A 19421-nucleotide genomic window follows, 5' to 3' on the forward strand; every position below is an offset into this window, starting at 1 on the left:
TCATGCGCGCGGACGGTCATCCCCTGCGCGGCGGAAGGCAGTCGTCCGTCGGCGGGCGGCCCTCCGGCCAGGCGATCTGGACGAACCTCTGGGTGCCGTCCGGGGCGAGTTCGACGATCGGGACCGCCTTGTTGAACGGGTTGCCGAAGTTGTCCAGGCAGATCCAGCCGCTCGCGCCCTCGACCCGGAGGGACCCCTTCACCTGGGGCCACTGGGTGACCACGTCCGCCAGGGCCGGGTACTGCCTGCCCTGCGGGGTCGCCTGCCGGATCGCGTGGACCGCCGTCGCCATCGCGTCGTACGAGACGATCGCCTGCCCGTCGGCGAGCGGCACCGGCGTCTTCGACACCCGGGCGAGGTCCGCGAGGAACGTCCCGTACGCCGCCGTCCCGCCGCCCGTCCGGGGCACCGGCCGGCCCGCCGCCGGCTTCCAGGCGTCCGGGTGGGCGAGCGCGGCGTAGCGGACGGTCAGCTTCGCCTTCAGCGCGGCCTTGTTCAGACGGACGTCGGCGCCGAGGTAGGAGCCCTCGTCGCCGGTCAGGACGGTGAAGGCGCGTTCGGCGCAGCCCCGGGCCCCCAGCGCGTTGATGAACTGCCGCAGCTGGGTGTGGCGGCCCGCGAAGAAGACGGTCTCCGCCCGCGTGTCGCAGATGAGGTGGGTGATCTGCCGGAAGGTGTTCGCCGTCGTGCCCTCCTCCGTCGGGTCGGCCGGGGAGGTGAAGAGCTGCGGCTCGTACGGCGCGCCCTTGAGCGAGGCCGTGAACGCCGCCTTGAGCGTGTCGGTGTAGTGGTCGCCGGTCCGGGTGTCCTGGACGAGCAGGGCCTTCGACGCCTCCACCCGGCCGAAGTGGGCCAGCGCCTTCGCCTCGTCGCCGTTGGTGGGGGAGACCCTGGCGAGGCCGGGGTAGCGGTTGTTGCCCGGGCCGGGTCCGTTGGCGATGTCGTCGGCGGTGATGGTGGTGCCGACGACGGCGATCCCGGCGCTTGTCAGGGCGCCCACCGCCAGCCGTACCTCGGTGGAGCTGGTGGCGACGCCGGAGACGGCGCGCAGCCGGTCCGGGGCGGCCGTCATCGTCTTCAGCCGCTCCACGGTGGTGCTCCAGTGGGCGTTGCCCTTGCCGGTGTTGGCGAGGACGAGACGGATCTTGGGCGTCTCGCTGTTGGACTCGTGGTTGGCGCGGTACTGCCGGGCGAGGGCGCCCAGCACCTCGTGCCGGACCTTCACCCGCATCCCGGTGTCGGTGGACGTCAGCGGCAGGAGCAGGGCGACCGTGGCGTACTCGCCCTCCTTGAGGGTGGCGTTCTCCCGGCTGACGGCGCGAGCCACGTCCGTCAGGGAGGGGACGCCGAAGTCGTATCCGGAGCCGTTGACGCCGATGCACTCGGTACTGCCCGCGGGCCGTTCGACGCCCGGGGCGCAGGAACGGTCCTCCGGGGTGGTCACGCGGTTCACGGCGTACCCGATGAGGGCGCCGACGACCGCGAGGGCGACCAGCGAGGTGAGGAGCTTCTGACGGGTGGTGTAGAAGACGCGGTAGCGCAGCCGGTTGGCCATGGGAACCTCAGCCTCCGTTCTCCGCGCCCGGCGGGAGCGAAAGGCTCCGCCAGGCACGGATGTCTCGCGGCCAGTGGGTGGCCGCGTCCCACAGCGGTCTGTTGCCCGTGCGGTGGCGCCCGGAGAGCTGGCGCAGCTCGTGCGCCAGCTTGTCGGTCACCTCGTCGTCGGGCAGGGCGAGCGGGTCGGTCAGCAGCCAGGCGGCGTGCAGCAACCGCCGGACGCAGAGGTGGAGTTCGGTGCGCTCGTCGTCGAGCCCCGCGGGCAGCCGCTCGGCCGGCTCCTGGCCGAGGGCGATCGCGCGGCGCGGATCGGGTCCGGCGTGGTGCTGCTCGCGCGGGTACGGCGCCGAGGCGATGAACCGCAGGCGCCCCAGCCAGCCCACCACGTCCGGCTCGGGGAAGGTGGAGCGCAGATGGGCCACGGCCTCCTCGGTGCGGCCGAGCGCCAGCTCCTGGTGCAGCCGGTACGGGTCCGGTTCGGGGCCGTAGTGCCGGTGCAGCGTCTCGTGGACCGCCCGCCACGCGGCGTAGGCGGGGTGGTCGGCGTCGTGGAAGCGCAGCCGGTGCAGCAGCAGCGCCCGCAGCAGCGGATCGGCGACGAAGTGGTCGGGGCTCTCCGGCCAGTCCTCGGCGCGCAGCCGGTCGCGCACGCGCAGCGCCATGTCCCCGTCGAGGGACTCGCCGCGCAGCCGGGTCCGGGCCAGGAGCCGCGCCGACTCCTCGTCGTGGGCGGCGGCGAGGACGGAGAAGGGGCCGAGGTTGCGGCCGGGCAGCAGCTCGGCGAGGAGGGTGGGGGCGACCGGCACCGGAGGGGCGTCCTCGCGCAGTTCCACGGTGAGGTCGAGCAGGGCGCCCGGGGTCAGCGAGGACGCCAGCCGGGCGGGTGCCTCGCCGGCCGCGCGGCCGAGCAGGGCCACGCCGAGGGGCCGGCCGCCGGTCAGCCGGTGGACGCCCCGGGCCAGTTCGGCGGGCGTCCGGCCGGCCGGGTCGAAGCGGTCGAAGGCGCTCTGTGTCTGGGCGGCGCTCAGCGGGGTCAGCTCGACGGCGAGGATGCCCGAGGTGACGTCCGTGCCGCGCAGGCAGGGCGCGCGGTGGGCGGTCTCGGGGAGCCGCACGCGGGTGGCGTGCCGGACGCCCTCGTGGTCGCGGACCCGGGAGGCGGCGATGACCACGACGTGGTCCCTGCGGCCGGCGGCGCGGGCGCGCAGAATCGGTTCGACCAGGCGGCGGCCGAGTGGCTCGTGCGCGTTGTCGAGGAGGAGGACGGGCCGGCCGCGGCGGGTGCCGAGGCGGGTGAGGCCGGTGTAGGCGCGGCACAGGTCCTCGATGAGGGCGCCGACGAGGAAGTCCTCGGCCTCGCCGCGGCGCCGGCCGCCCTGTTCGAAGTCGACGGCGAGCTGCTGGAGCCCGGCCTTGCCCCGTCCGCCGGCGTTGCGGTAACTGCCGTACCAGCTCTCGGACTTCTGCTGGAAGCGGCCGAAGACCTCTTCCAGGACGGTCTCGACGGTCGCCTCGGCGAGGAGGCCGGCCATCGGCGCGGTCGCCTCGGCGAAGTTGGCGGCGAGCTTGGTGAGGACCTTGCTGACCCAGGTGGACGCGGTGCCCTTGGCGGCGTCGACGGTCGCCAGGACCGGGCCGAGCCGCTGCAGATCGCGCCGGGCCCGCTCGTCGTCCTCCTGCGACCAGCTGATGGAGGCGACGGCGACCAGGCCGAGCGAGAGGCGCGGGAACTGCACGGGCCTGGCGGCGTGCACCCTTGGCGCCAGCTGTACGGCCAGCTCGGCGAGGGCCCCGGTCAGCGGGTTCCAGCCGGGGCCGTGGTCGGCGGGGCGGTCGATGTGCGCGCAGTCCAGGAGGGCGAGCGGTGTCGCTCCCCGGTAGGCGTTGCGCACCTGTTTGAGCAGGGCCGTCTTGCCCATGCCCCGGCTGCCGGTGAAGACGGTGACCGGCGGGTCGTCGCCGTGTTCGTAGGCGACCCGCTCGAAGGTCTCGGGCGCCAGCCCGGTCAGCCGGGCCGCCAGCCCGGCCGGGTGCAGAACCGCTTCCCTGCCGTACAGCTCTCTGTCCACCGCGCCCCCGCATCCCCACCAGACGTGCCCCGTCACATCCCAAGTCCAGGGTATCGACAGGTTGTTGGCAAAGCGTCAGGCTTTTCGACACTGTTGTGCGGGTGTTGTCGTCCTGTGGCGAACGTGTCGCTCTCCACGGGGTGTCGGGCGGGACGCCGTGGGGGAAGCGGGACGGGTGGGGGCGGGGGTCAGACTCCGGCGGTCTCCCGCTCGTACGGGAAGAGGGCGAGGGGGGTCTCGCTCTGGAAGAAGGTCTCGGCGCGGAGCATCGCCTCCTCGTCGGCGCGCACCCGGCCGGGGCGGGAGCCGGTTCCGGCCAGGACTCCGCCGAAGCGCATCCGCAGGTAGGCCGCCGAGAAGCGCAGGGTGGTCGTCAGGCCGTCGGTGACGACGTGCTCGTCGTGCGCCATGGCCGTCACACCCCACAGGGTCCGGCCCGCCATCCGCTCCGCGAAGTCCGAGCCGGGCACGTTCAGCCAGCCCGACCAGTAGTCGAGGTAGCGCTTGGTCTGCGCGGAGACGGTGTACCAGTACAGGGGCGAGGCGATGACGATGTCGGTGGCCTCCAGCGTGGCCTGCCTCAGCAGCTCCTCGTCCCCCTCGGAGGGCCACCCGGTGGTCTCGTGCCGCCCGTCCTGGAAGTCGGGGAGCGACAGCCGGTTCAGGTCCACCCAGCGCTGCGGGGTGCCGGGGGGCAGATGCGCGGCGGCGGCGCGGGCGAGGATCTCGGTGTTGCCGTCGGAGCGTGAGCTGCCGAGGACGAAGAGGAACGAGCGGCCCGGCGCGGCGGACGGGGCGCCGGTCGGGACGGGCGTGGTGGTGGGCCGCGGCGCGTCGGTCGTGGGCTTCGCGCCGGTCGTGACGGAGATCGTTGCTGTGGCAGGCGTGTCCGTGGTCATGTCCGCTCCGGGCTCGGACCCCCGGCCGCCGGCGGGCTGGTCGCCCGGCCGCCACCGGGGGAATCGGTGGGTGCCACGCTTCCAACCTCCCTGTGGCCAGGGCTATTCCGCCGGACGGGCGGATCCGGGCCGGTGCCGGACGGCGCGTCTCACTCGTGGCCGATGTCCTCGTTCCACAGCTCCGGACGGGCGGCGACGAACTCCCGCATGAGAGCGACGCACTCCGGATCGTCGAGCACGAGGACCTCGACCCCGTGCTCCTCCAGCCACTCGTGACCACCGTGGAAGGTCCGGGCCTCACCGACGACCACCCGGGAGATCCCGAACTGCCGGACGAGCCCGGAGCAGTACCAGCAGGGGGAGAGGGTCGTCACCATCGTCGTCCCCCGGTACGAACGCTGCCGGCCGGCCGCCCGGAAGGCGGCGGTCTCCCCGTGCGCGGAGGGGTCCCCGTCCTGCACCCGCCGGTTGTGCCCACGCCCGAGCAGCGTCCCGTCGGCGCCGTAGAGCGCGGCCCCGATGGGAACCCCGCCCTCGCCCCGCCCGGCCCGCGCCTCACCGAGGGCGGTGCCGAGCCAGTGCCGTGCGAGTTCCAGGTCCACGGGGGAGTCTTTCCCGGTGGGGTGGGGGTGTCACACCGGTTGCGGACCCTCGTCCGTCGGGAGCGGATCGGCGACGAACGTGCCCTTGCCGTGGACGGTCAGGATCAGGCCCCGCTCACGCAGGACCCGCGCCGCGCGACGCACGGTCAGGTACGCGACGCCGTACTCCTCGGCGAGGTCCCGCTCGGCGGGCAGGCGTGCGCCGGGGGTCAGCTCCCCGGCCGCGATGCGGGCGGCGAGGTGGTCGGCCACCGCGACGTAGACCAGCTGCGGGCCCTGCGGGTCGAACTCGGGGATCTGGCTGCGGTCGGTCACCCGACCAACGTAAGCATCGAAGACCTGTGCGAACCACTGGCGAGCTATGCAGAGCTATGCATTGGCTGCGCATGCTGGCGTTGCTCCGCTCCGGCAGGCCCCGCCCCCTTCCCCGTGCGCGGAGGGGTCCCCGTCCTGCACCCGCCGGTTGCGCCCACGCCCGAGCAGCGTTCCGTCGGTTTGCCGTGCGAGTTCCAGGTCCACGGGGGATCTTTTCCGGTGGGGTGGGGGTGTCACCCGTCGGCGGAGGAGTGGTTTTTTCCAGGGGTGGGCAGGACGTAGGAGCCCTTGCCCGGCACGGTGACGATCAGTCCGCGTTCGCGCAGCTCCCGCATCGCGCGTCGGGCGGTCAGTACGGCGATGCCGTACTCCTCGGAGAGGCGGACGGGCGTGGGGATCATCCGGTCCGGGGCGAATTCCCCGGAGGCGATCTTCGCGGCGATCACATCGGCCAGCTGCGTGTAGAGCGGGCGTGCCGACTGCGGATCAAGGCTCATCGTTCCACAGTAGATAGTCGTACAAATACACGATGGGGTGGCTCTAGATGCACAGTGATGCATCACTGTGCATCACGGTCTACGTTGGGCGGACGCAAGACCCCGGCGACCGCTGGAACGGTCCCGGGGCATGGCCACCAACTGACACAGGAGTTGATGACGTGCGGAACCCTATCGCGCGCGTGCTGGGCCGGGCCTGGATCCCGGTCGTCCTCTGGCTGCTCATGCTGGCGCTGCCCCCCACCGGCAAGCACCGCCCTCGCCCTCGCCCCCTTCTCCGCGCCGCCGCGCTGCCGCCCCCTCCGGCACCACGCCATCGCGCCGCCCCCGCCCGCCGCTCTCCCTACGCCCGGGAGCAGGCGACGCTCCTCGACGGCGCACGGTCGCCGCTGGAGCGCCCGTACCTGCCGGGGGCCGCCGCACGCGCGCAGCGCAGGCGCCGACGGGCGTTGTGGCTGGCCACGGTCGGTGTGGACGTCGACCAGCGGAACATCCACGCCGGCAGCGCCGGACGAGCCGCTGCGGTATCCGGCGGTCCGTGTTCGCGGTGGGGGAGGTGGTGCGGCCGGTGTGGGCCGGTGCGGTCTGCGTCCTCGACGCGGGACACGACGGCCAGCACCGCGACCGCGCGGGCGACGGCTGGTGGGCGCTGAACGCGTCCCTTACGACCCGGGCCCTCGCGGCTGATCCCGAGCCGGAGTTCCGCTCCCCGCGCTGCGTCGTCGGCCGCCACGACCGCTGCCGGGACGGCGTGCCGCGCGAGACGGACGTACCGGGAGTGCGCCACCTCCCGTGCGACTGCCCTTGCCACGCGCCGACCGGGGCGGGGCCCCTACGGACGCTGTAGGTCGTGCAGGAAGGCGGCGGCCTCGACGGCGTTCGCGGCGACGCCGACCGGCACCCACGTGCCGGTCTCGTCGCGTGCGAGGAGGAGCCGCGGCGCGTCGGGGGCGAGGTGCGCGGCGCGCGCTCCGGGCGCGAGGGGCACGACCCGGCGCGTTCCCGTGATCCGGAGCTCGCCCGCCCGCCTCCGCTCCCGACGCGCGGCCCACACCTCAAGCGGTTCCTCACCCACAGCGCCTCCCTTTCGTCACCCGCACCCAGGGGAGGAGGTTTCCCGGAGCGTCCAGCCAAGGTGTAACACCCTGTGCGGTGACCGTGAGGCCGAAGCGGTCGAGATCTGGACAGCCTTGCTCCTCCCACCAGTCGTGCGCGTCCTCAATGGCACCCCAGAGCTGCCGTGGCCCCTGCTGGTACACCTGGCCCGGTCCGTCGCCGTCGGGCCACCGTGCCGCCGCCCACGAGCGGTCGGTGAGGGAGCAGAACCAGATGGTCGGGGCACCTTCGGGATCGGTGTGGGCGGCATGGGCGACGTCGGGCACGGCGTGACTGAGGGCGAACGCGGCGGCGGTGAGCCGGTCGGGCCGTACGTCCGTGCGGATCGGCCTGGGCCATGCGCGGACGTACTCGCCGAGGTCCGGCCATGCAAGGCGGTGTGCCCTCGCCTTCATGAACTCCACCGGCACGACGAACGGACCGGCGGCGGTTCCGTCGGCGCGGACGTCGAGGCGGACGATGGCGTCCCGGTTGCCGAAGTGTGTGCCGTACGGGACGACAATGCGGCCGCCGGGGCGTACCTGCCGCAACCAGGCCCCGGGGATGGAACGCACTCCGAAGGTGCACAGCAGCCGGTCGTACGGGGCACCCGCGGGGTGGCCCGTCAGGGCGTCGGCGACGTGGGCGTCCGCAGAGAGCCCTGCCAGGCGAAGGCGTTCCCGCGCAGCCGCTGAAACGGTCCGGTCGACATCGACGGTGGTCACCTTCGCGGCGCCGCAGCGGTGGGCGAGAAGCCCGGCGGTCTCACCCGTTCCGGTGCCGGCGTCCAGGACGCGCATGCCGTCGTCGGGGCCCAGCTCGCGCAGGAGTGTGTAGACCGTGGTCGGTTGGGAGCTTGAGGACGTCGGCACGATGCCGGGATCGGGGCCCAGGTGATCGCCGTCATCCCACTGCGTGACGATCGACAGGTCGGAGTCGGCGTATGCGTACCAGGCTGCCGGGTCCGTGCGGCGATCCACGGTGGCGGCCGAAGCGTTGCCGCCGGGTCGTAGCGGACGGTCGGCCGGGGTGAACGGCCACATCACGGCGGGCAGGAAGGCGGCCCGGTCGACGGCGGTGAACGTGGGCACCCAGTCCGTCCGCAGGGCGCCGGAGGCGATGAGGTGGCGCCCCAGCTCGGTGCGGCCGGGGCGCTCCTGACGTGCTGTCGAGGTCACGGGTTACCGGTGCTTCCCGCCACCGGCCGGCGTGCTGGTGTCCGGGTTGGGCGGGGGCGGCGGAGGAGGTGTGGAGATCGGCGCCGACCCGCCACCGTGACTCCCTCCGCTTCCGCTGCCCCCGCTGCCCTTCCCGCTGTTGCTGGACATGTGATGGAACTCCCTCTCGTCGGTCGTCCGTTGCTCCTGAGAGCGTGGCCGCGGCAAGAGGCGAGATCTAGTGGCTTTCCCGTGGGGGCAAGAACTCGTCCCGGATGCTTTCGACAAGGGCACGCATGGCGTCGCCGTGCAAGCTCACGGAAGCGAACCTGTGGAAGGTGTCGGCGTATGTCCGTACGTCCTTCGGGTCGCGGGTGGTGTATTCGGCGTGGAACGTTTCGATGATCGCCAGGCGGTCGTCGTGCAGGCTGAAGCAGTTCATAGGGAAGTCGGGCATGCGGGGACCGGCCGGAACGACTCCGAGGGAGACGTTGGGGAGCCGGGACAGGGAGACGAGCCGGTCCAGCTGGAGCGCCATCACGGATGGCTCGCAGACCATCCACCGCAGGACGTGCTCGCACACCAAGAAGTGGAAGGACCGGCCTGGCTCGTGCAGAGCCGCCTGTCTCCCGATCCGTGCGGTCATGGTTCGTGCCAGGGTCTCCTCCGGCAGGGCCGGGGGAAGCCCGAAGACTGCTGCCATGTACTCCGGTGTCTGAAGCAGCCCGGGAACGAGCTGCCCCTGGAACAGCCGGAGTCTGGTGGTGCCGGCCTCGATGGCTCGGATGGTGTTCTGGTGTTTCCACGCGCCCATGCGGCGCAAGAGCCGCCACGCAGTGGCTTCCGTGGCTTCCGCGCGGGCGGCGACCACGAACTCGTTCTTCACCGCGTCGGAGACCCCGAGTGCGCTCAGGATCAGGTCGACATCCTGGACGGTCGGCCGAGCCTTGTCGTTCTCGATCTTCGAGAGCTTGCCCGGAGACATGGAAGCCCTGCGGGCGACGGCGTCGCCGGTCATGGCCGACGCTTCCCGAAGCGCCCGTAGGGCCCTACCAAGGGATTCCGTACTCAGCGGCGCCGCTCCCAGTAGTCCGCGAACGGCACCGCCAAGGCCATGGCCGTGTCCCGATGGCCCAGGTAGTCCGCCAGACGGTCGGGTGGCAGCAACTCGCCGCCGAGGAAGACGCCCTGGGGGGTGTAGTGCATGCGATACACCTGACGTTCGTCGAAGAGCCAGAAGTCGTGGTCCGGCAGACCTTCCACTGTCCTTTCGGCGAGATCGATGATGCCGATGGTCTCCCCGGCCGCGATGTTGCCGGGGTAGGCGGCCAGCTCGTAGCGCAGGTATTCGGTGAGTGGTGACGTGAGGACGTGGACCCGGGCCACCTGTTTGCCCCGGTCGGTCATCGATCGGACCCAAGGATTGTCGACCCATTCAGGGCCCATGTCCTCGCCGGCGAAGAACCGGGCCATCTCTTCGCGCTCGCCCTCGACGTCGTACACGGCGAGGGTCTCGAGCCGGAACGCGGTTCGCTCGAACGTCTCGAAGAGACGGCCGAACTCTTCGCCCTCCAGGAGCTGCGGCGACTCTCCCCTATCCGCGGGCACGGAAGTAGTCCTCGAGCAGGGCGGCGGGGATGCGTACGGCGGACTCCCCCTCCGGGAGACCGAGTTGTGCCAGCTCCGAAGGGTCGGTGATGGCATAGCCCTGCACCACGTAGTCTCCCGTGGCGGTCTTGGCCCACAGGGTGGGACAGGTGCCGTTCTTGCAGCCCGGGTCTCCGGAGAGCTTGCGCAGCGGCTCGGCGGTCACGGCTTCCCCCTCTTGTCGTAGGTTGCCCCGGGCTCGATGCTCCCGACCTCTCGTGATCAAGGTCAAGGCTTTCGGCTTTCCGGAACGGGAAAGCCATCGGCTCCGCCGATGCCCCCATCGGCAGGACGCCCCACTGGCCCGTGGACCGCCCCCGTCCCCCTTCGTAGCGTCATGGGCATGCGAAACGAAACCAGGGGAACCCTCGAACTCACCCTCGCCATGGTGCTCTCCGGCACCCTCGGCATCTTCGTCGTCGAGTCCGGGGCCTCGCCCTTCGACGTGGTGTTCTTCCGGTGCCTCTTCGGGGCGGTCGCCCTCGGGGCGTACAGCCTGGCACGCGGGTACTTCACCGGGCACGGCCTCACCCCGAGGACCTTCGGGCTCGCCGCCCTCGGCGGGGTCTTCATCGTCTTCAACTGGGTGTTCCTCTTCGAGGCGTACGAGGCCACCTCGATCTCCTTCGCCACCGTCGTCTACCACACCCAGCCGTTCTTCCTGGTGGTCCTCGGCGCCGTGCTGTTCCGGGAGCGGATCACCGCCGGCAAGGTCGGCTGGCTCGCCGTCGCGTTCGTGGGGCTGGTCCTCGTCTCCGGGATACGCCCCGGGGACACCGCCTCCCTCAAGGGCCTCGGGCTCGCCCTCGCCGCCGCCGTGCTCTACGCGCTGTCGACGATCGTCACCAAGCGGATCACCGGGGTCCGGCCCCACCTGATCGCCCTGATCCAGGTCCTGGTCGGCCTTCCCCTGCTGCTGCCCTTCGCCGACTTCGGCGCCGCCTCCCGGCTCGGCGGCGGCTGGGGCTGGCTCGTCGGCCTCGGGCTGATCCACACCGGCCTGATGTACGTCCTGATGTACGCGGCCTACCAGAAGCTGCCCACCGCCAAGATCGCCGTGCTCGCCTTCACCTACCCGGCCGTCGCGATGGTCGCCGACTGGGCGGTGTACGGGCACCACATCGGCCTCGTCCAGGCGCTCGGCGTCCCGCTGATCGTCCTCGCCAGCCTCAAGGTCACCCTCGCTGTTCGGACACCAGCCGCCGCGCCTGCTCCACGAACAGCCGCACATGCGCCGGAAGCCGCTTCCCCCGCCGCCACGCGATCTGCGTGAACAGCGTGAACGGCGGCTCCCAGTCCAGCGCCACCAGCGCCCCGGACGCCAGCTCCTCGGAGACGGCGACCCGGGGCAGCAGGGCGATCCCCAGGCCCGCCGCCACCCCCCGCTTGGTCGCCTCGATCGTGCCGAACTCCATGAACGGCGGCGCCCACTGCCGCAGCTCCTCCTCGAAGAGGTCGCGGTACGGGCAGCCCGGCTCCGTGCCGACCAGCCGCGCCGCCGCGAGATCCGCGCCGGTCAGCCCCGCCCGCCCGGCCAGCGGACTGCCGGGCGCGGCCACCAGCACCAGCGGCTCCGCCGCGAGGACCTCGCTCTCCAGGCCCGCGTGGGCGGTCTCCGGCTCCATGAGGAAACCGATGTCGTACGTCCCCTGGCGGAGCGCCTGCCGGGTCTCGTCGCCGAGCGTCGGGCGCAGGGTCAGCCGCACCCGCGGATAGCGGTGGTGGAAGAGCTCCAGGAGCGGCGGCAGACGGTAGGAGGTCAGCGACTCCATCGTGCCGACGGCGATCGTCCCCGACGGCTCGTCGGCCGCCACGACCGCCGCCCGCGCCTCCTCGGCGAGCTCCAGCATCCGGCGGGCGTACGGCAGCAGCCGCTCGCCCGCCTCGGTGAGCCGGATCCGGCTGCCCAGCCGCTCGAACAACTCCACCCCGAGGGAGTCCTCCAGGGAGCGGATCTGGCCGGTCACGCTGGACTGGGCGTACGTCAGCTCGGAGGCGGCGCGGGTGAAGGAGAGGACCGTCGCGACCTTCTCGAAGGTGGCCAGGAGCCGCAACTCCATGTCAGGACTTCTCGCCCTCGTCACCCTGCTCGCGCTTGCGCAGCTCCTCCTCGCGGCGGCGCAGGTCCGCCTCCCAGTCCTTGAGGACGGCCTCGTCCTTCTGGTTCTCCTCGCGGAGGGAGGCGAGGAAGTCGGGGTTGTCGTCGGGGGCGACCCACTCCGAGCGGTGCTCGCGGTGCCACTCGGAGGGCGTCCGGCCTCCGGCGCGGGCACGGCGCGTCTTGCCGGCGGCGAACCAGACGATCGGTCCGACGATCCAGAACAGCAGGATGATGATGACCCAGACGACCTTGGGCAGGTGCTTGGCCTCGTCCTCGGGGGTGTTGAGGCAGTCGATGAAGGCGTAGATCGTCAGCGCCAGCGGCAGGATGTACATCAGTGCCCTGAGCATGTGGGACAGCCCCCTGGAAGCAATGGCGGGGCCCGTTTCGACGGCCCCGGTGACGAGCCCAGCCTAGCCGGTGGCGGATACTGACCCCTATGGCTTACGACGATCTCCGCTCGCTGCTCAGGGCCCTGGAACGCGAAGGCGACCTCAAGCGCATCAAGGCCGAAGTCGACCCGTACCTGGAGGTCGGGGAGATCGTCGACCGGGTGAACAAGGCGGGAGGCCCGGCGCTCCTCTTCGAGAACGTCAAGGGCTCCGCCATGCCGCTCGCGATGAACGTCTTCGGCACGGACCGGCGGCTCCTGAAGTCGCTCGGTCTGAAGTCGTACGCCGAGATCGGCGAGAAGATCGGCGGGCTGCTCAAGCCCGAGCTGCCGCACGGCTTCGTCGGTGTCCGGGAGGCCTTCGGCAAGCTGGGCTCGATGGTCCACGTACCGCCGAAGAAGGTGAAGTCCGACCAGGCCCCCGTCCAGGAGGTCGTCCTCACCGGCGACGACGTCGACCTGGACGCGCTGCCCGCGCTCTTCACCTGGCCCAAGGACGGCGGGTCCTTCTTCAACCTCGGCCTCACGCACACCAAGCACCCCGAGACCGGCGTGCGCAACCTCGGTCTCTACCGACTCCAGCGGCACGACAAGCGCACCATCGGCATGCACTGGCAGATCCACAAGGACAGCCGCAACCACTACGCGGTGGCCGCCGAGCGCGGCGAGCGGCTGCCGGTCGCCATCGCCTTCGGCTGCCCGCCGGCCGTGACGTACGCCTCGACGGCGCCGCTGCCCGGCGACATCGACGAGTACCTCTTCGCCGGCTTCGTGCAGGGCAAGCGGATCGAGATGGTCGACTGCAAGACGGTCCCGCTCCAGGTCCCGGCGCACGCCGAGGTCGTCGTCGAGGGCTGGCTGGAGCCGGGCGAGATGCTGCCGGAGGGCCCCTTCGGCGACCACACCGGCTTCTACACCCCGCAGGAGCCCTTCCCGGCGCTGAAGATCGACTGCGTGACGATGCGGAAGCGCCCGCTGCTCCAGTCGATCGTGGTCGGCCGGCCGCCGACCGAGGACGGGCCGCTGGGGCGGGCGACGGAGCGTTTCTTCCTCCCCCTGCTCAAGATCATCGTGCCGGACATCGTCGACTACCACCTGCCGGAGTCGGGCGGCTTCCACAACTGCGCGATCATCTCGATCGACAAGAAGTACCCGAAGCACGCGCAGAAGGTCATGCACGCCATCTGGGGCGCGCACATGATGTCGCTGACCAAGCTCATCGTCGTCGTGGACAAGGACTGCGACGTCCACGACCTGCACGAGGTGTCCTGGCGCGCGCTCGGCAACACCGACTACGCCCGCGACCTCACCGTCGTGGAGGGCCCGGTGGACCACCTCGACCACGCCTCCTACCAGCAGTTCTGGGGCGGCAAGGCCGGCATCGACGCGACCAGGAAGCTCCCCGAGGAGGGCTACACCCGCGACGGCGGCTGGCCGGACATGGTCGAGTCCGACCCGGCGACGGCGGCCCTCGTGGACCGGCGCTGGAAGGAGTACGGCCTGTGACCGGCGCCGCCGCCGCCGTCCCGGCCCCCGGACGCACGAAGGCCTTCCTCCGACTGGTGATGATCGAGCACTCGGTCTTCGCGCTGCCCTTCGCGTACATCGCCTCCCTCACGGCGATGTTCCGGCTGGACCGGAGCGTCCACTGGGTCACGCTGCTGCTCGTCACCGTCTGCATGGTGGGTCTGCGGACCTTCGCGATGGCCTGCAACCGGATCATCGACCGGGAGATCGACGCCCGGAACCCGCGTACGGCCGGCCGGGAACTGGTCACCGGAGCCGTCTCGGTGCGCTCCGCATGGACCGGCGCGGGGATCGCCGTCGTCGTGTTCCTCGGGACGGCGGCGCTGCTCAACCCGCTCTGCCTGGCGCTCGCGCCGCTCGCCGTCGTGCCGATGGTGATCTATCCGTACGGGAAGCGGTTCACGGACTTCCCGCACGCGATCCTGGGACTCGCCCAGGCCATGGGGCCGATCGGAGCCTGGATCGCGGTGACCGGGGAGTGGTCCTGGGACGCGGTCGTCCTCGGCCTCGCGGTCGGGGTCTGGATCGGCGGCTTCGACCTGATCTTCGCCTGCCAGGACGTCCAGGCCGACCGCGCCCACGGCGTGAAGTCGGTCCCGGCGCGCTTCGGCATCCCGGCGGCGCTCTGGGGGGCGCGGGGTTCGGCGGTCGTGACGACGGGGCTGCTCGTCTGGTACGCGCTGCTCACACAGGCGGGGCTGTTCTTCTGGGCGGGCCTGGTGATCGTGGTGGTGGCGTTCTGCTACGAGCACACGATCGTGAAGCCGCACGACCTGTCCCGGCTGAACCGGGCCTTCTTCACCACGAACGGCTTCATCGGGATCTCGCTCTTCGTGTGCGCGCTGCTCGACCTGATGGTGCGCGGCCTGACGGTCTAGGGCCTCGGGGGCCGAGCCTCAGGGGGCGAGGGCCGGGCTGCGGTCGGCCGGGCGGAAGAGGAAGGCCGCGCCCACGCCGGCCACCAGGCCGACGAGGTGGGCCTGCCAGCTCACCGCGCTGTCGCTGGGCAGCACGCCGAGGAGCATGGTGCCGCCCCAGATCGCGGCGATGGTCACGCCCACGGCGATGCCGAGGATCCTGCGCTCCACGAAGCCCCGGATCACCAGATAGCCGAAGAGGCCGAAGACGAGGCCCGAGGCGCCCGCCGTGATGGAGTCCGTCGGGGAGAGCAGCCAGACGCCCAGGCCGTCGGCGACGACGATCAGGGCGCAGACGGCGAGGAAGCGGCGGATGCCGCCGAGGGCGGCGAAGAAGCCGAAGACCAGCAGCGGCACGCTGTTGGAGGCGACGTGGTCGAAGCCGAAGTGCAGGAACGGGGCGGTGATGATCCCGCCGAGCCCGTCGGGGTCGCGGGCGACGATGCCGTACGCGTCGAGGGCGTGGCCGGTGGCGTGGTCGACGGCTTCGAGCAGCCAGAGGGCGGCCACCCAGACGAGCATCATCTTGCCGGCGGCCTTGCCCCGGTCGGCGGAGGTCCAGCGACGGGTGTGCGGGTCGGTCATCGCAGCCCCCCTGCGGTCGTGCGCTTCCCCCCGGAAACGTCCGGGCCACCTTACTCAGTTCCGTGCCGGGCGGGCCGGATAGGCTCGTGGGTGTGGAGCCGGTAGAGGAACAGCAGCGTCGTCCCTGGGTGGTGGGGGTGTCCGGCGCGTCGGGGACCCCGTACGCCGCCGCCGTGCTGAGGGGGCTGCTCGCAGCGGGGGAGAGCGTCGACCTGGTCGTGTCGCGGGCGTCGCGGCTGACGCTGCTCGACGAGACGGGGATCGCGTTCCGGGACGCGCACTGGCGCGAGGACCTGGCGACGTGGCTGGCCCGGGGCGCCGACGGCAAGCCGGACACCTTCGCGGGGGACGCGCTCGACCTGGGCGACGTCCGGTACTGGGCGGCCGGGGACCTGGCCGCCGGCCCCTCGTCGGGGTCGTATCCGGTGAAGGGCATGCTCATCGTCCCGGCCTCGACCGCCTCGGTCGCGGGGGTGGCCCTGGGCCTCTCCAAGGACCTGCTGCAGCGGACGGCGAGCGTGACGCTCAAGGAGCGGCGGCCGCTGGTGGTGGCCGTACGGGAGACCCCGCTGAGCGGGCAGACGCTCAAGGCCCTGGTCGCGCTGGACGAGGCGGGCGCCGTGGTGCTGCCCGCGTCCCCGGCGTTCTACGCGGGGGCCACGCACATCCAGGACCTGGTGGACTTCGTCGCCGGGCGGGTCCTCGACGCGGCGGGGGTGCCCCACCGGCTGTACCGCCGCTGGGAGGGAGAGCTCGGAGGGGCCTCCCGCCCCGACTAGCCCCCGGGCGGCCGGAGCCGGCCGTCCCGCTGCCACCCGCTCCCGCCCGCCCGCTCGCGCTTCGGCGCTCTTCCTTACGCTTCGTCACGGGTGAAAGATCGCCACGCTTGAAAGATCGCAGGGTGATACATCCTGTGTACCTTAGATTTCATACTTAACTCGCGGTATCGCTGGACAATGGAAGGCTTCATACTCATGGACGCCGTGGACAGGCAGCTCATCCAGGCTCTGCGCGAGAACGGCAGGGCTTCGTACGCCGAGCTCGGCCGGCTCGTCGGGCTCTCCGGCCCCTCCGTCACCGACCGCATCAACCGTCTCGAGGCGGCCGGCGTCATCACCGGGTACCGCGCCACCGTCGACGCCGCCTCGCTCGGCCTCGGCGTCACCGCCCTCATCGGCATCTCCCTCTCCGACGCCGCCGACCACGAGGACGTGGCGCGCCGGCTGAAGGACCTCGCCGAGATCGAGGACTGCTGGTTCATCGCCGGCGACGACTCCTACATGCTCAAGGTGCGGGTCAACGACGTCGACGGCCTGGAGAAGACGATCCGCCGCCTCTCCGGCACCAAGGGCGTCTCCCGGACCCGTACGACGATCGTCCTCTCCACCAAGTGGGAGAACCGGGTCGGAGACCTCCCCGAGGAGGAGTGACACCGGGCCGCCGTGGCCGGGCGACGCGGAGCTTCCCGGGGGAGCGACACGGAGCCTCCATGGGGGTCACCTCGGCCGGAGGGCGGGGGAGTACGGTGGTGGAGCCTGTTTGACGATTGATACATGGGAGGCGGCCGTTCATGGACGCTGGGCTCAAGCGCGAGCTGGAGGAGAAGGTCCGCGCCGGTGAGCGGCTGAGCCGTGAGGACGGGATCGCCCTCTACGACTCCGACGACCTGGCCTGGCTCGGCGGCCTGGCGCACGAGGTCCGGACCCGTAAGAACGGCGACGTCGTCCACTTCAACGTCAACCGCCACCTCAACATGACCAACGTGTGCACCGCGTCCTGCGCGTACTGCTCGTTCCAGCGCAAGCCGGGCGAGAAGGACGCGTACACGATGCGCATCGAGGAGGCCGTCCGCCTCGCCAAGGCGATGGAGGGCGAGAACCTCACCGAGCTGCACATCGTCAACGGGCTCCACCCCAACCTCCCCTGGCGCTACTACCCGCGCTCGCTCTCCGAGCTGAAGAAGGCGCTGCCGGACGTCTCGCTCAAGGCGTTCACCGCCACCGAGATCCACCACTTCGAGACGATCTCCGGCATGTCCGCCTCGGACATCCTCGACGAGCTGATCGAGGCCGGCCTGGAGTCCCTGACCGGCGGCGGCGCGGAGATCTTCGACTGGGAGGTCCGGCAGCACATCGTGGACCACCGCACCCACTGGGAGGACTGGTCCCGGATCCACCGCCTCGCGCACGAGAAGGGCCTCAAGACCCCCTCGACGATGCTGTACGGGCACATCGAGGAGCCCCGTCACCGCGTCGACCACGTGCTGCGGCTGCGGGAACTCCAGGACGAGACCGGCGGCTTCCAGGTCTTCATCCCGCTGCGCTACCAGCACGACTTCGTGGACATGCAGGACGGCAAGGTCCGCAACAAGCTCCAGGCGCGCACGACCATGGCGACCGGCGCCGAGGCCCTGAAGACCTTCGCGGTCTCCCGGCTCCTCTTCGACAACGTGCCGCACGTCAAGGTCTTCTGGGTGATGCACGGCGTCCAGACCGCCCAACTGGCGCTCCAGCACGGCGCGGACGACATGGACGGCTCGGTCGTCGAGTACAAGATCACGCACGACGCCGACAACTACGGCACGCCGAACAAGCTCACCCGCGACGATCTGCTCGAACTGATCCGGGACGCCGGTTTCCGGCCGGTGGAGCGGAACACGCGGTACGAGATCATCCGCGAGTACCCGGGTCCGGACGCCGGGCTCCGGGAGTCGCCGCAGCCGATGCGGGTCTGACGCGCGGCCGGGACGGCCGGGGGGCGGCCGGGACGACCGGGGCGGGTCCTGTGGATCCGCCCGGGTGGCCCCGCGCCTCTGCCCGGGCGGGTCCCGCGGCTCTTGAGCGAGCCGGGAGGTAATGGCTAATCTTTTTTCATGCCCCTTACCTTTGAGCTGGATCCCCCGGTCACCCCCGCCCTGCGGGACGGCATCCTGCGCCTGTGGGCGGACGTCTCCAACGCGGGCGGCGCCGTCGGCTTCGTGCCGCCGGTCACGCCCGACGAGGTGCGGCCCCAGCTGGTCAAGCACCTGGTCGCCATGGCCGAGGGGCGGATGCGGGTCGTCGTCGGCTTCGAGCGGGACGGCACCGTCGCCGCCACCGCCTTCGTCGCGTACAACACCCACCGGCTGATGAAGCACTGGGTCTGGCTCTACACCGTCATGGTCCACCCCTCCCACCAGGGCAAGGGATACGGCCGCGACCTCATGGCGGCCGCCGAACGCGAGGTCCGCGGCTTCGACGGGATCGACGCCATCCGGCTCTCCTGCCGCGGCGGCACCGGCGTCGAGCACTTCTACGCCTCCTGCGGCTACAAGGAGGTCGGACGGGTGCCCGGCGCGATCCGCGTGGCCGACGGCGACGACCGCGACGACATCCTCATGCTGCTCCCGCTGGACCCCGCCATTTCGTAGCGTGCTTCACTAGTCGGGCAATCCAGCGCTCCGGGCACTCCCGTGCAGCCGGGCAAGCAGAGAAAGGGGCCGTCGTGTCCGAGAACGGGACGGGTGCCGCCACCTTCCGCTACACCCTCATGCGGCTCGGCGTCTTCGCCGGCTGCTTCCTCGCCCTCTGGGGCCTGGTCTACCTCGGCGTCCTGCCGCGCGGCCTCGGCGACTCCAACCTCCTCTGGGTCCTCGCCCTCTCCGTCGTGATCTCCGCGCCGCTCAGCTTCGTGCTGCTGCGCCGGCAGCGGGACGCGATGTCGGCGCAGATCGTCGCCAAGGTCGACCGCGCCAAGGGGCGCCTGGAGGCGAACCGGTCGCAGGAGGACGCGGCATAACGAGCCCCCGCCGGCCGCACGGCCCGCCGTAAGGTTCCTCACAGCACCACACGAGCACACCCCGATCGAGAGCTTCGAAGGCTCCTGATCGGGGTGTTCTTCGTTTCCCAGGCCCGAGCCGGGGTCCTACCCCCAAAGAAGTGCTTTGAGGTTCTCAAAGTTCAAGTGTTAACGTGTTCGGCATGAAGACCGCAGTGCGCCTCCCCGATGCCGTGAGCGTCCCGCTCGTGGCGCGCCTGCATGTCGATCTGTGCCGCTGTATGTCCGCGGTCTGTTGCCGCGAGC

At 71.4% G+C, this 19421-nt stretch carries 23 protein-coding genes and 1 pseudogene; 9 read left to right on the top strand and 15 right to left on the bottom strand.

From position 1 onward, the window contains the following. Positions 1-16: 16 nt before the first annotated feature. From ACZ6RC_RS26380 to ACZ6RC_RS26410, 7 genes and pseudogenes are all read right to left on the bottom strand, one after another. Positions 17-1555 (bottom strand): hypothetical protein, encoded by a 1539-nt coding sequence (locus ACZ6RC_RS26380; protein ID WP_391146008.1) that lies wholly within the window; start codon positions 1553-1555, stop codon positions 17-19. Positions 1556-1562: 7 nt separating this feature from the next. Next, entirely contained in the window at positions 1563-3626 is a 2064-nt protein-coding gene (locus ACZ6RC_RS26385) for a hypothetical protein (RefSeq protein WP_469587613.1), read from the bottom strand. Positions 3627-3814: 188 nt separating this feature from the next. Then, entirely contained in the window at positions 3815-4525 is a 711-nt protein-coding gene (locus tag ACZ6RC_RS26390) for a flavodoxin family protein (RefSeq protein WP_469587616.1), read from the bottom strand. Positions 4526-4674: 149 nt separating this feature from the next. Beyond that, entirely contained in the window at positions 4675-5127 is a 453-nt protein-coding gene (locus tag ACZ6RC_RS26395; protein WP_469587619.1) for a nucleoside deaminase, read from the bottom strand. Positions 5128-5157: 30 nt separating this feature from the next. Continuing rightward, entirely contained in the window at positions 5158-5442 is a 285-nt protein-coding gene (locus ACZ6RC_RS26400; protein ID WP_453617544.1) for a GntR family transcriptional regulator, read from the bottom strand. 108 nt (positions 5443-5550) lie between these two features. After that, a pseudogene (locus ACZ6RC_RS26405) lies at positions 5551-5619 on the bottom strand (nucleoside deaminase); the annotation flags it as partial. Between the two features lie 56 nt (positions 5620-5675). Beyond that, positions 5676-5939, bottom strand: coding sequence for a GntR family transcriptional regulator (locus ACZ6RC_RS26410; protein WP_469587623.1), 264 nt, complete (start codon positions 5937-5939; stop codon positions 5676-5678). A 538-nt stretch (positions 5940-6477) separates the two neighbouring features. Between ACZ6RC_RS26410 and ACZ6RC_RS26415 the strand changes: the two genes are divergently transcribed. Beyond that, positions 6478-6786, top strand: a complete 309-nt coding sequence (locus ACZ6RC_RS26415) for a hypothetical protein (protein WP_469587626.1) — start codon at positions 6478-6480, stop codon at positions 6784-6786. On the opposite strand, the gene ACZ6RC_RS26420 is transcribed toward ACZ6RC_RS26415, so the two are convergent. The 5 genes from ACZ6RC_RS26420 to ACZ6RC_RS26440 all read right to left on the bottom strand — a co-directional run bounded on the left by ACZ6RC_RS26420 (position 6772) and on the right by ACZ6RC_RS26440 (position 10004). Next, on the bottom strand, positions 6772-7014 hold the full coding sequence (locus tag ACZ6RC_RS26420; protein ID WP_469587629.1) for a DUF6087 family protein: 243 nt from the start codon (positions 7012-7014) through the stop codon (positions 6772-6774). The two genes, ACZ6RC_RS26415 and ACZ6RC_RS26420, sit on opposite strands and share 15 nt — an antisense overlap. Next, the gene (locus ACZ6RC_RS26425; RefSeq protein ID WP_469587631.1) at positions 7007-8212 is read right to left on the bottom strand and encodes a methyltransferase domain-containing protein; all 1206 of its coding nucleotides are present in this window, start codon (positions 8210-8212) and stop codon (positions 7007-7009) included. The genes ACZ6RC_RS26420 and ACZ6RC_RS26425 overlap by 8 nt, the downstream gene beginning before the upstream one ends. A 217-nt stretch (positions 8213-8429) precedes the next feature. Then, positions 8430-9278 carry a helix-turn-helix domain-containing protein gene (locus ACZ6RC_RS26430; protein ID WP_469588102.1) on the bottom strand — a complete coding sequence of 283 codons (849 nt, stop codon included), beginning with the start codon at positions 9276-9278 and terminating at the stop codon, positions 8430-8432. Beyond that, positions 9260-9799 (bottom strand): DUF6879 family protein, encoded by a 540-nt coding sequence (locus ACZ6RC_RS26435; RefSeq protein ID WP_469587634.1) that lies wholly within the window; start codon positions 9797-9799, stop codon positions 9260-9262. The genes ACZ6RC_RS26430 and ACZ6RC_RS26435 overlap by 19 nt, the downstream gene beginning before the upstream one ends. Next, positions 9786-10004, bottom strand: coding sequence for a hypothetical protein (locus ACZ6RC_RS26440; protein WP_469587638.1), 219 nt, complete (start codon positions 10002-10004; stop codon positions 9786-9788). The genes ACZ6RC_RS26435 and ACZ6RC_RS26440 overlap by 14 nt, the downstream gene beginning before the upstream one ends. A 177-nt stretch (positions 10005-10181) precedes the next feature. On the opposite strand from ACZ6RC_RS26440, the gene ACZ6RC_RS26445 reads away from it, so the two are divergent. Next, positions 10182-11111, top strand: coding sequence for a DMT family transporter (locus ACZ6RC_RS26445; protein ID WP_391145990.1), 930 nt, complete (start codon positions 10182-10184; stop codon positions 11109-11111). Here the strand turns inward: ACZ6RC_RS26445 and ACZ6RC_RS26450 are convergent. Next, positions 11014-11898, bottom strand: a complete 885-nt coding sequence (locus ACZ6RC_RS26450; RefSeq protein ID WP_469587640.1) for a LysR family transcriptional regulator — start codon at positions 11896-11898, stop codon at positions 11014-11016. The two genes, ACZ6RC_RS26445 and ACZ6RC_RS26450, sit on opposite strands and share 98 nt — an antisense overlap. A gap of 1 nt (position 11899) precedes the next feature. Further along, positions 11900-12289: a PLD nuclease N-terminal domain-containing protein gene (locus ACZ6RC_RS26455; RefSeq protein WP_391145984.1), complete on the bottom strand. Its 390-nt coding sequence runs from the start codon at positions 12287-12289 to the stop codon at positions 11900-11902. A gap of 89 nt (positions 12290-12378) precedes the next feature. Between ACZ6RC_RS26455 and ACZ6RC_RS26460 the strand changes: the two genes are divergently transcribed. Then, positions 12379-13836, top strand: coding sequence for a menaquinone biosynthesis decarboxylase (locus ACZ6RC_RS26460; RefSeq protein WP_391145981.1), 1458 nt, complete (start codon positions 12379-12381; stop codon positions 13834-13836). Then, complete coding sequence (gene mqnP, locus ACZ6RC_RS26465; RefSeq protein WP_469587644.1) at positions 13833-14735, top strand: menaquinone biosynthesis prenyltransferase MqnP; 903 nt, start codon at positions 13833-13835, stop codon at positions 14733-14735. The genes ACZ6RC_RS26460 and mqnP overlap by 4 nt, the downstream gene beginning before the upstream one ends. 18 nt (positions 14736-14753) lie before the next feature. Here the strand turns inward: mqnP and ACZ6RC_RS26470 are convergent, their stop codons facing one another. Further along, a complete protein-coding gene (locus ACZ6RC_RS26470) occupies positions 14754-15359 on the bottom strand; it encodes a rhomboid family intramembrane serine protease (RefSeq protein ID WP_469587648.1) in 606 nt (201 codons plus the stop codon). A 92-nt stretch (positions 15360-15451) separates the two neighbouring features. Here ACZ6RC_RS26470 and ACZ6RC_RS26475 point away from each other — a divergent pair, with 92 nt between their 5' ends. The 5 genes from ACZ6RC_RS26475 (at position 15452) to ACZ6RC_RS26495 (ending at position 19136) form a co-directional block, all read left to right on the top strand. Next, positions 15452-16138 carry a UbiX family flavin prenyltransferase gene (locus ACZ6RC_RS26475; RefSeq protein ID WP_469587651.1) on the top strand — a complete coding sequence of 229 codons (687 nt, stop codon included), beginning with the start codon at positions 15452-15454 and terminating at the stop codon, positions 16136-16138. 195 nt (positions 16139-16333) lie between these two features. Then, entirely contained in the window at positions 16334-16789 is a 456-nt protein-coding gene (locus tag ACZ6RC_RS26480; RefSeq protein WP_391146152.1) for an Lrp/AsnC family transcriptional regulator, read from the top strand. Positions 16790-16929: 140 nt separating this feature from the next. Further along, positions 16930-18093 (top strand): aminofutalosine synthase MqnE, encoded by a 1164-nt coding sequence (gene mqnE, locus ACZ6RC_RS26485; protein ID WP_391145973.1) that lies wholly within the window; start codon positions 16930-16932, stop codon positions 18091-18093. A gap of 138 nt (positions 18094-18231) precedes the next feature. Next, on the top strand, positions 18232-18768 hold the full coding sequence (locus tag ACZ6RC_RS26490; protein ID WP_453617535.1) for a GNAT family N-acetyltransferase: 537 nt from the start codon (positions 18232-18234) through the stop codon (positions 18766-18768). Between the two features lie 119 nt (positions 18769-18887). Beyond that, positions 18888-19136 carry a DUF4229 domain-containing protein gene (locus ACZ6RC_RS26495; protein WP_391146150.1) on the top strand — a complete coding sequence of 83 codons (249 nt, stop codon included), beginning with the start codon at positions 18888-18890 and terminating at the stop codon, positions 19134-19136. Positions 19137-19421 lie beyond the last annotated feature (285 nt).

The sequence above is a fragment of the Streptomyces sp. NPDC048353 genome (assembly GCF_055587165.1).

Excerpts from the sequence above, each read along its gene's own strand:
- ACZ6RC_RS26460 (WP_391145981.1), top strand. The coding sequence starts at position 12,379 with ATGGCTTACGACGATCTCCGCTCGCTGCTCAGGGCCCTGGAACGCGAA.
- ACZ6RC_RS26380 (WP_391146008.1), bottom strand. The coding sequence starts at position 1,555 with ATGGCCAACCGGCTGCGCTACCGCGTCTTCTACACCACCCGTCAGAAG.
- ACZ6RC_RS26410 (WP_469587623.1), bottom strand. The coding sequence starts at position 5,939 with ATGAGCCTTGATCCGCAGTCGGCACGCCCGCTCTACACGCAGCTGGCC.
- ACZ6RC_RS26450 (WP_469587640.1), bottom strand. The coding sequence starts at position 11,898 with ATGGAGTTGCGGCTCCTGGCCACCTTCGAGAAGGTCGCGACGGTCCTC.
- ACZ6RC_RS26390 (WP_469587616.1), bottom strand. The coding sequence starts at position 4,525 with ATGACCACGGACACGCCTGCCACAGCAACGATCTCCGTCACGACCGGC.
- ACZ6RC_RS26445 (WP_391145990.1), top strand. The coding sequence starts at position 10,182 with ATGCGAAACGAAACCAGGGGAACCCTCGAACTCACCCTCGCCATGGTG.
- ACZ6RC_RS26470 (WP_469587648.1), bottom strand. The coding sequence starts at position 15,359 with ATGACCGACCCGCACACCCGTCGCTGGACCTCCGCCGACCGGGGCAAG.
- mqnE (WP_391145973.1), top strand. The coding sequence starts at position 16,930 with ATGGACGCTGGGCTCAAGCGCGAGCTGGAGGAGAAGGTCCGCGCCGGT.
- ACZ6RC_RS26480 (WP_391146152.1), top strand. The coding sequence starts at position 16,334 with ATGGACGCCGTGGACAGGCAGCTCATCCAGGCTCTGCGCGAGAACGGC.
- ACZ6RC_RS26490 (WP_453617535.1), top strand. The coding sequence starts at position 18,232 with ATGCCCCTTACCTTTGAGCTGGATCCCCCGGTCACCCCCGCCCTGCGG.
- ACZ6RC_RS26455 (WP_391145984.1), bottom strand. The coding sequence starts at position 12,289 with ATGCTCAGGGCACTGATGTACATCCTGCCGCTGGCGCTGACGATCTAC.
- ACZ6RC_RS26495 (WP_391146150.1), top strand. The coding sequence starts at position 18,888 with ATGCGGCTCGGCGTCTTCGCCGGCTGCTTCCTCGCCCTCTGGGGCCTG.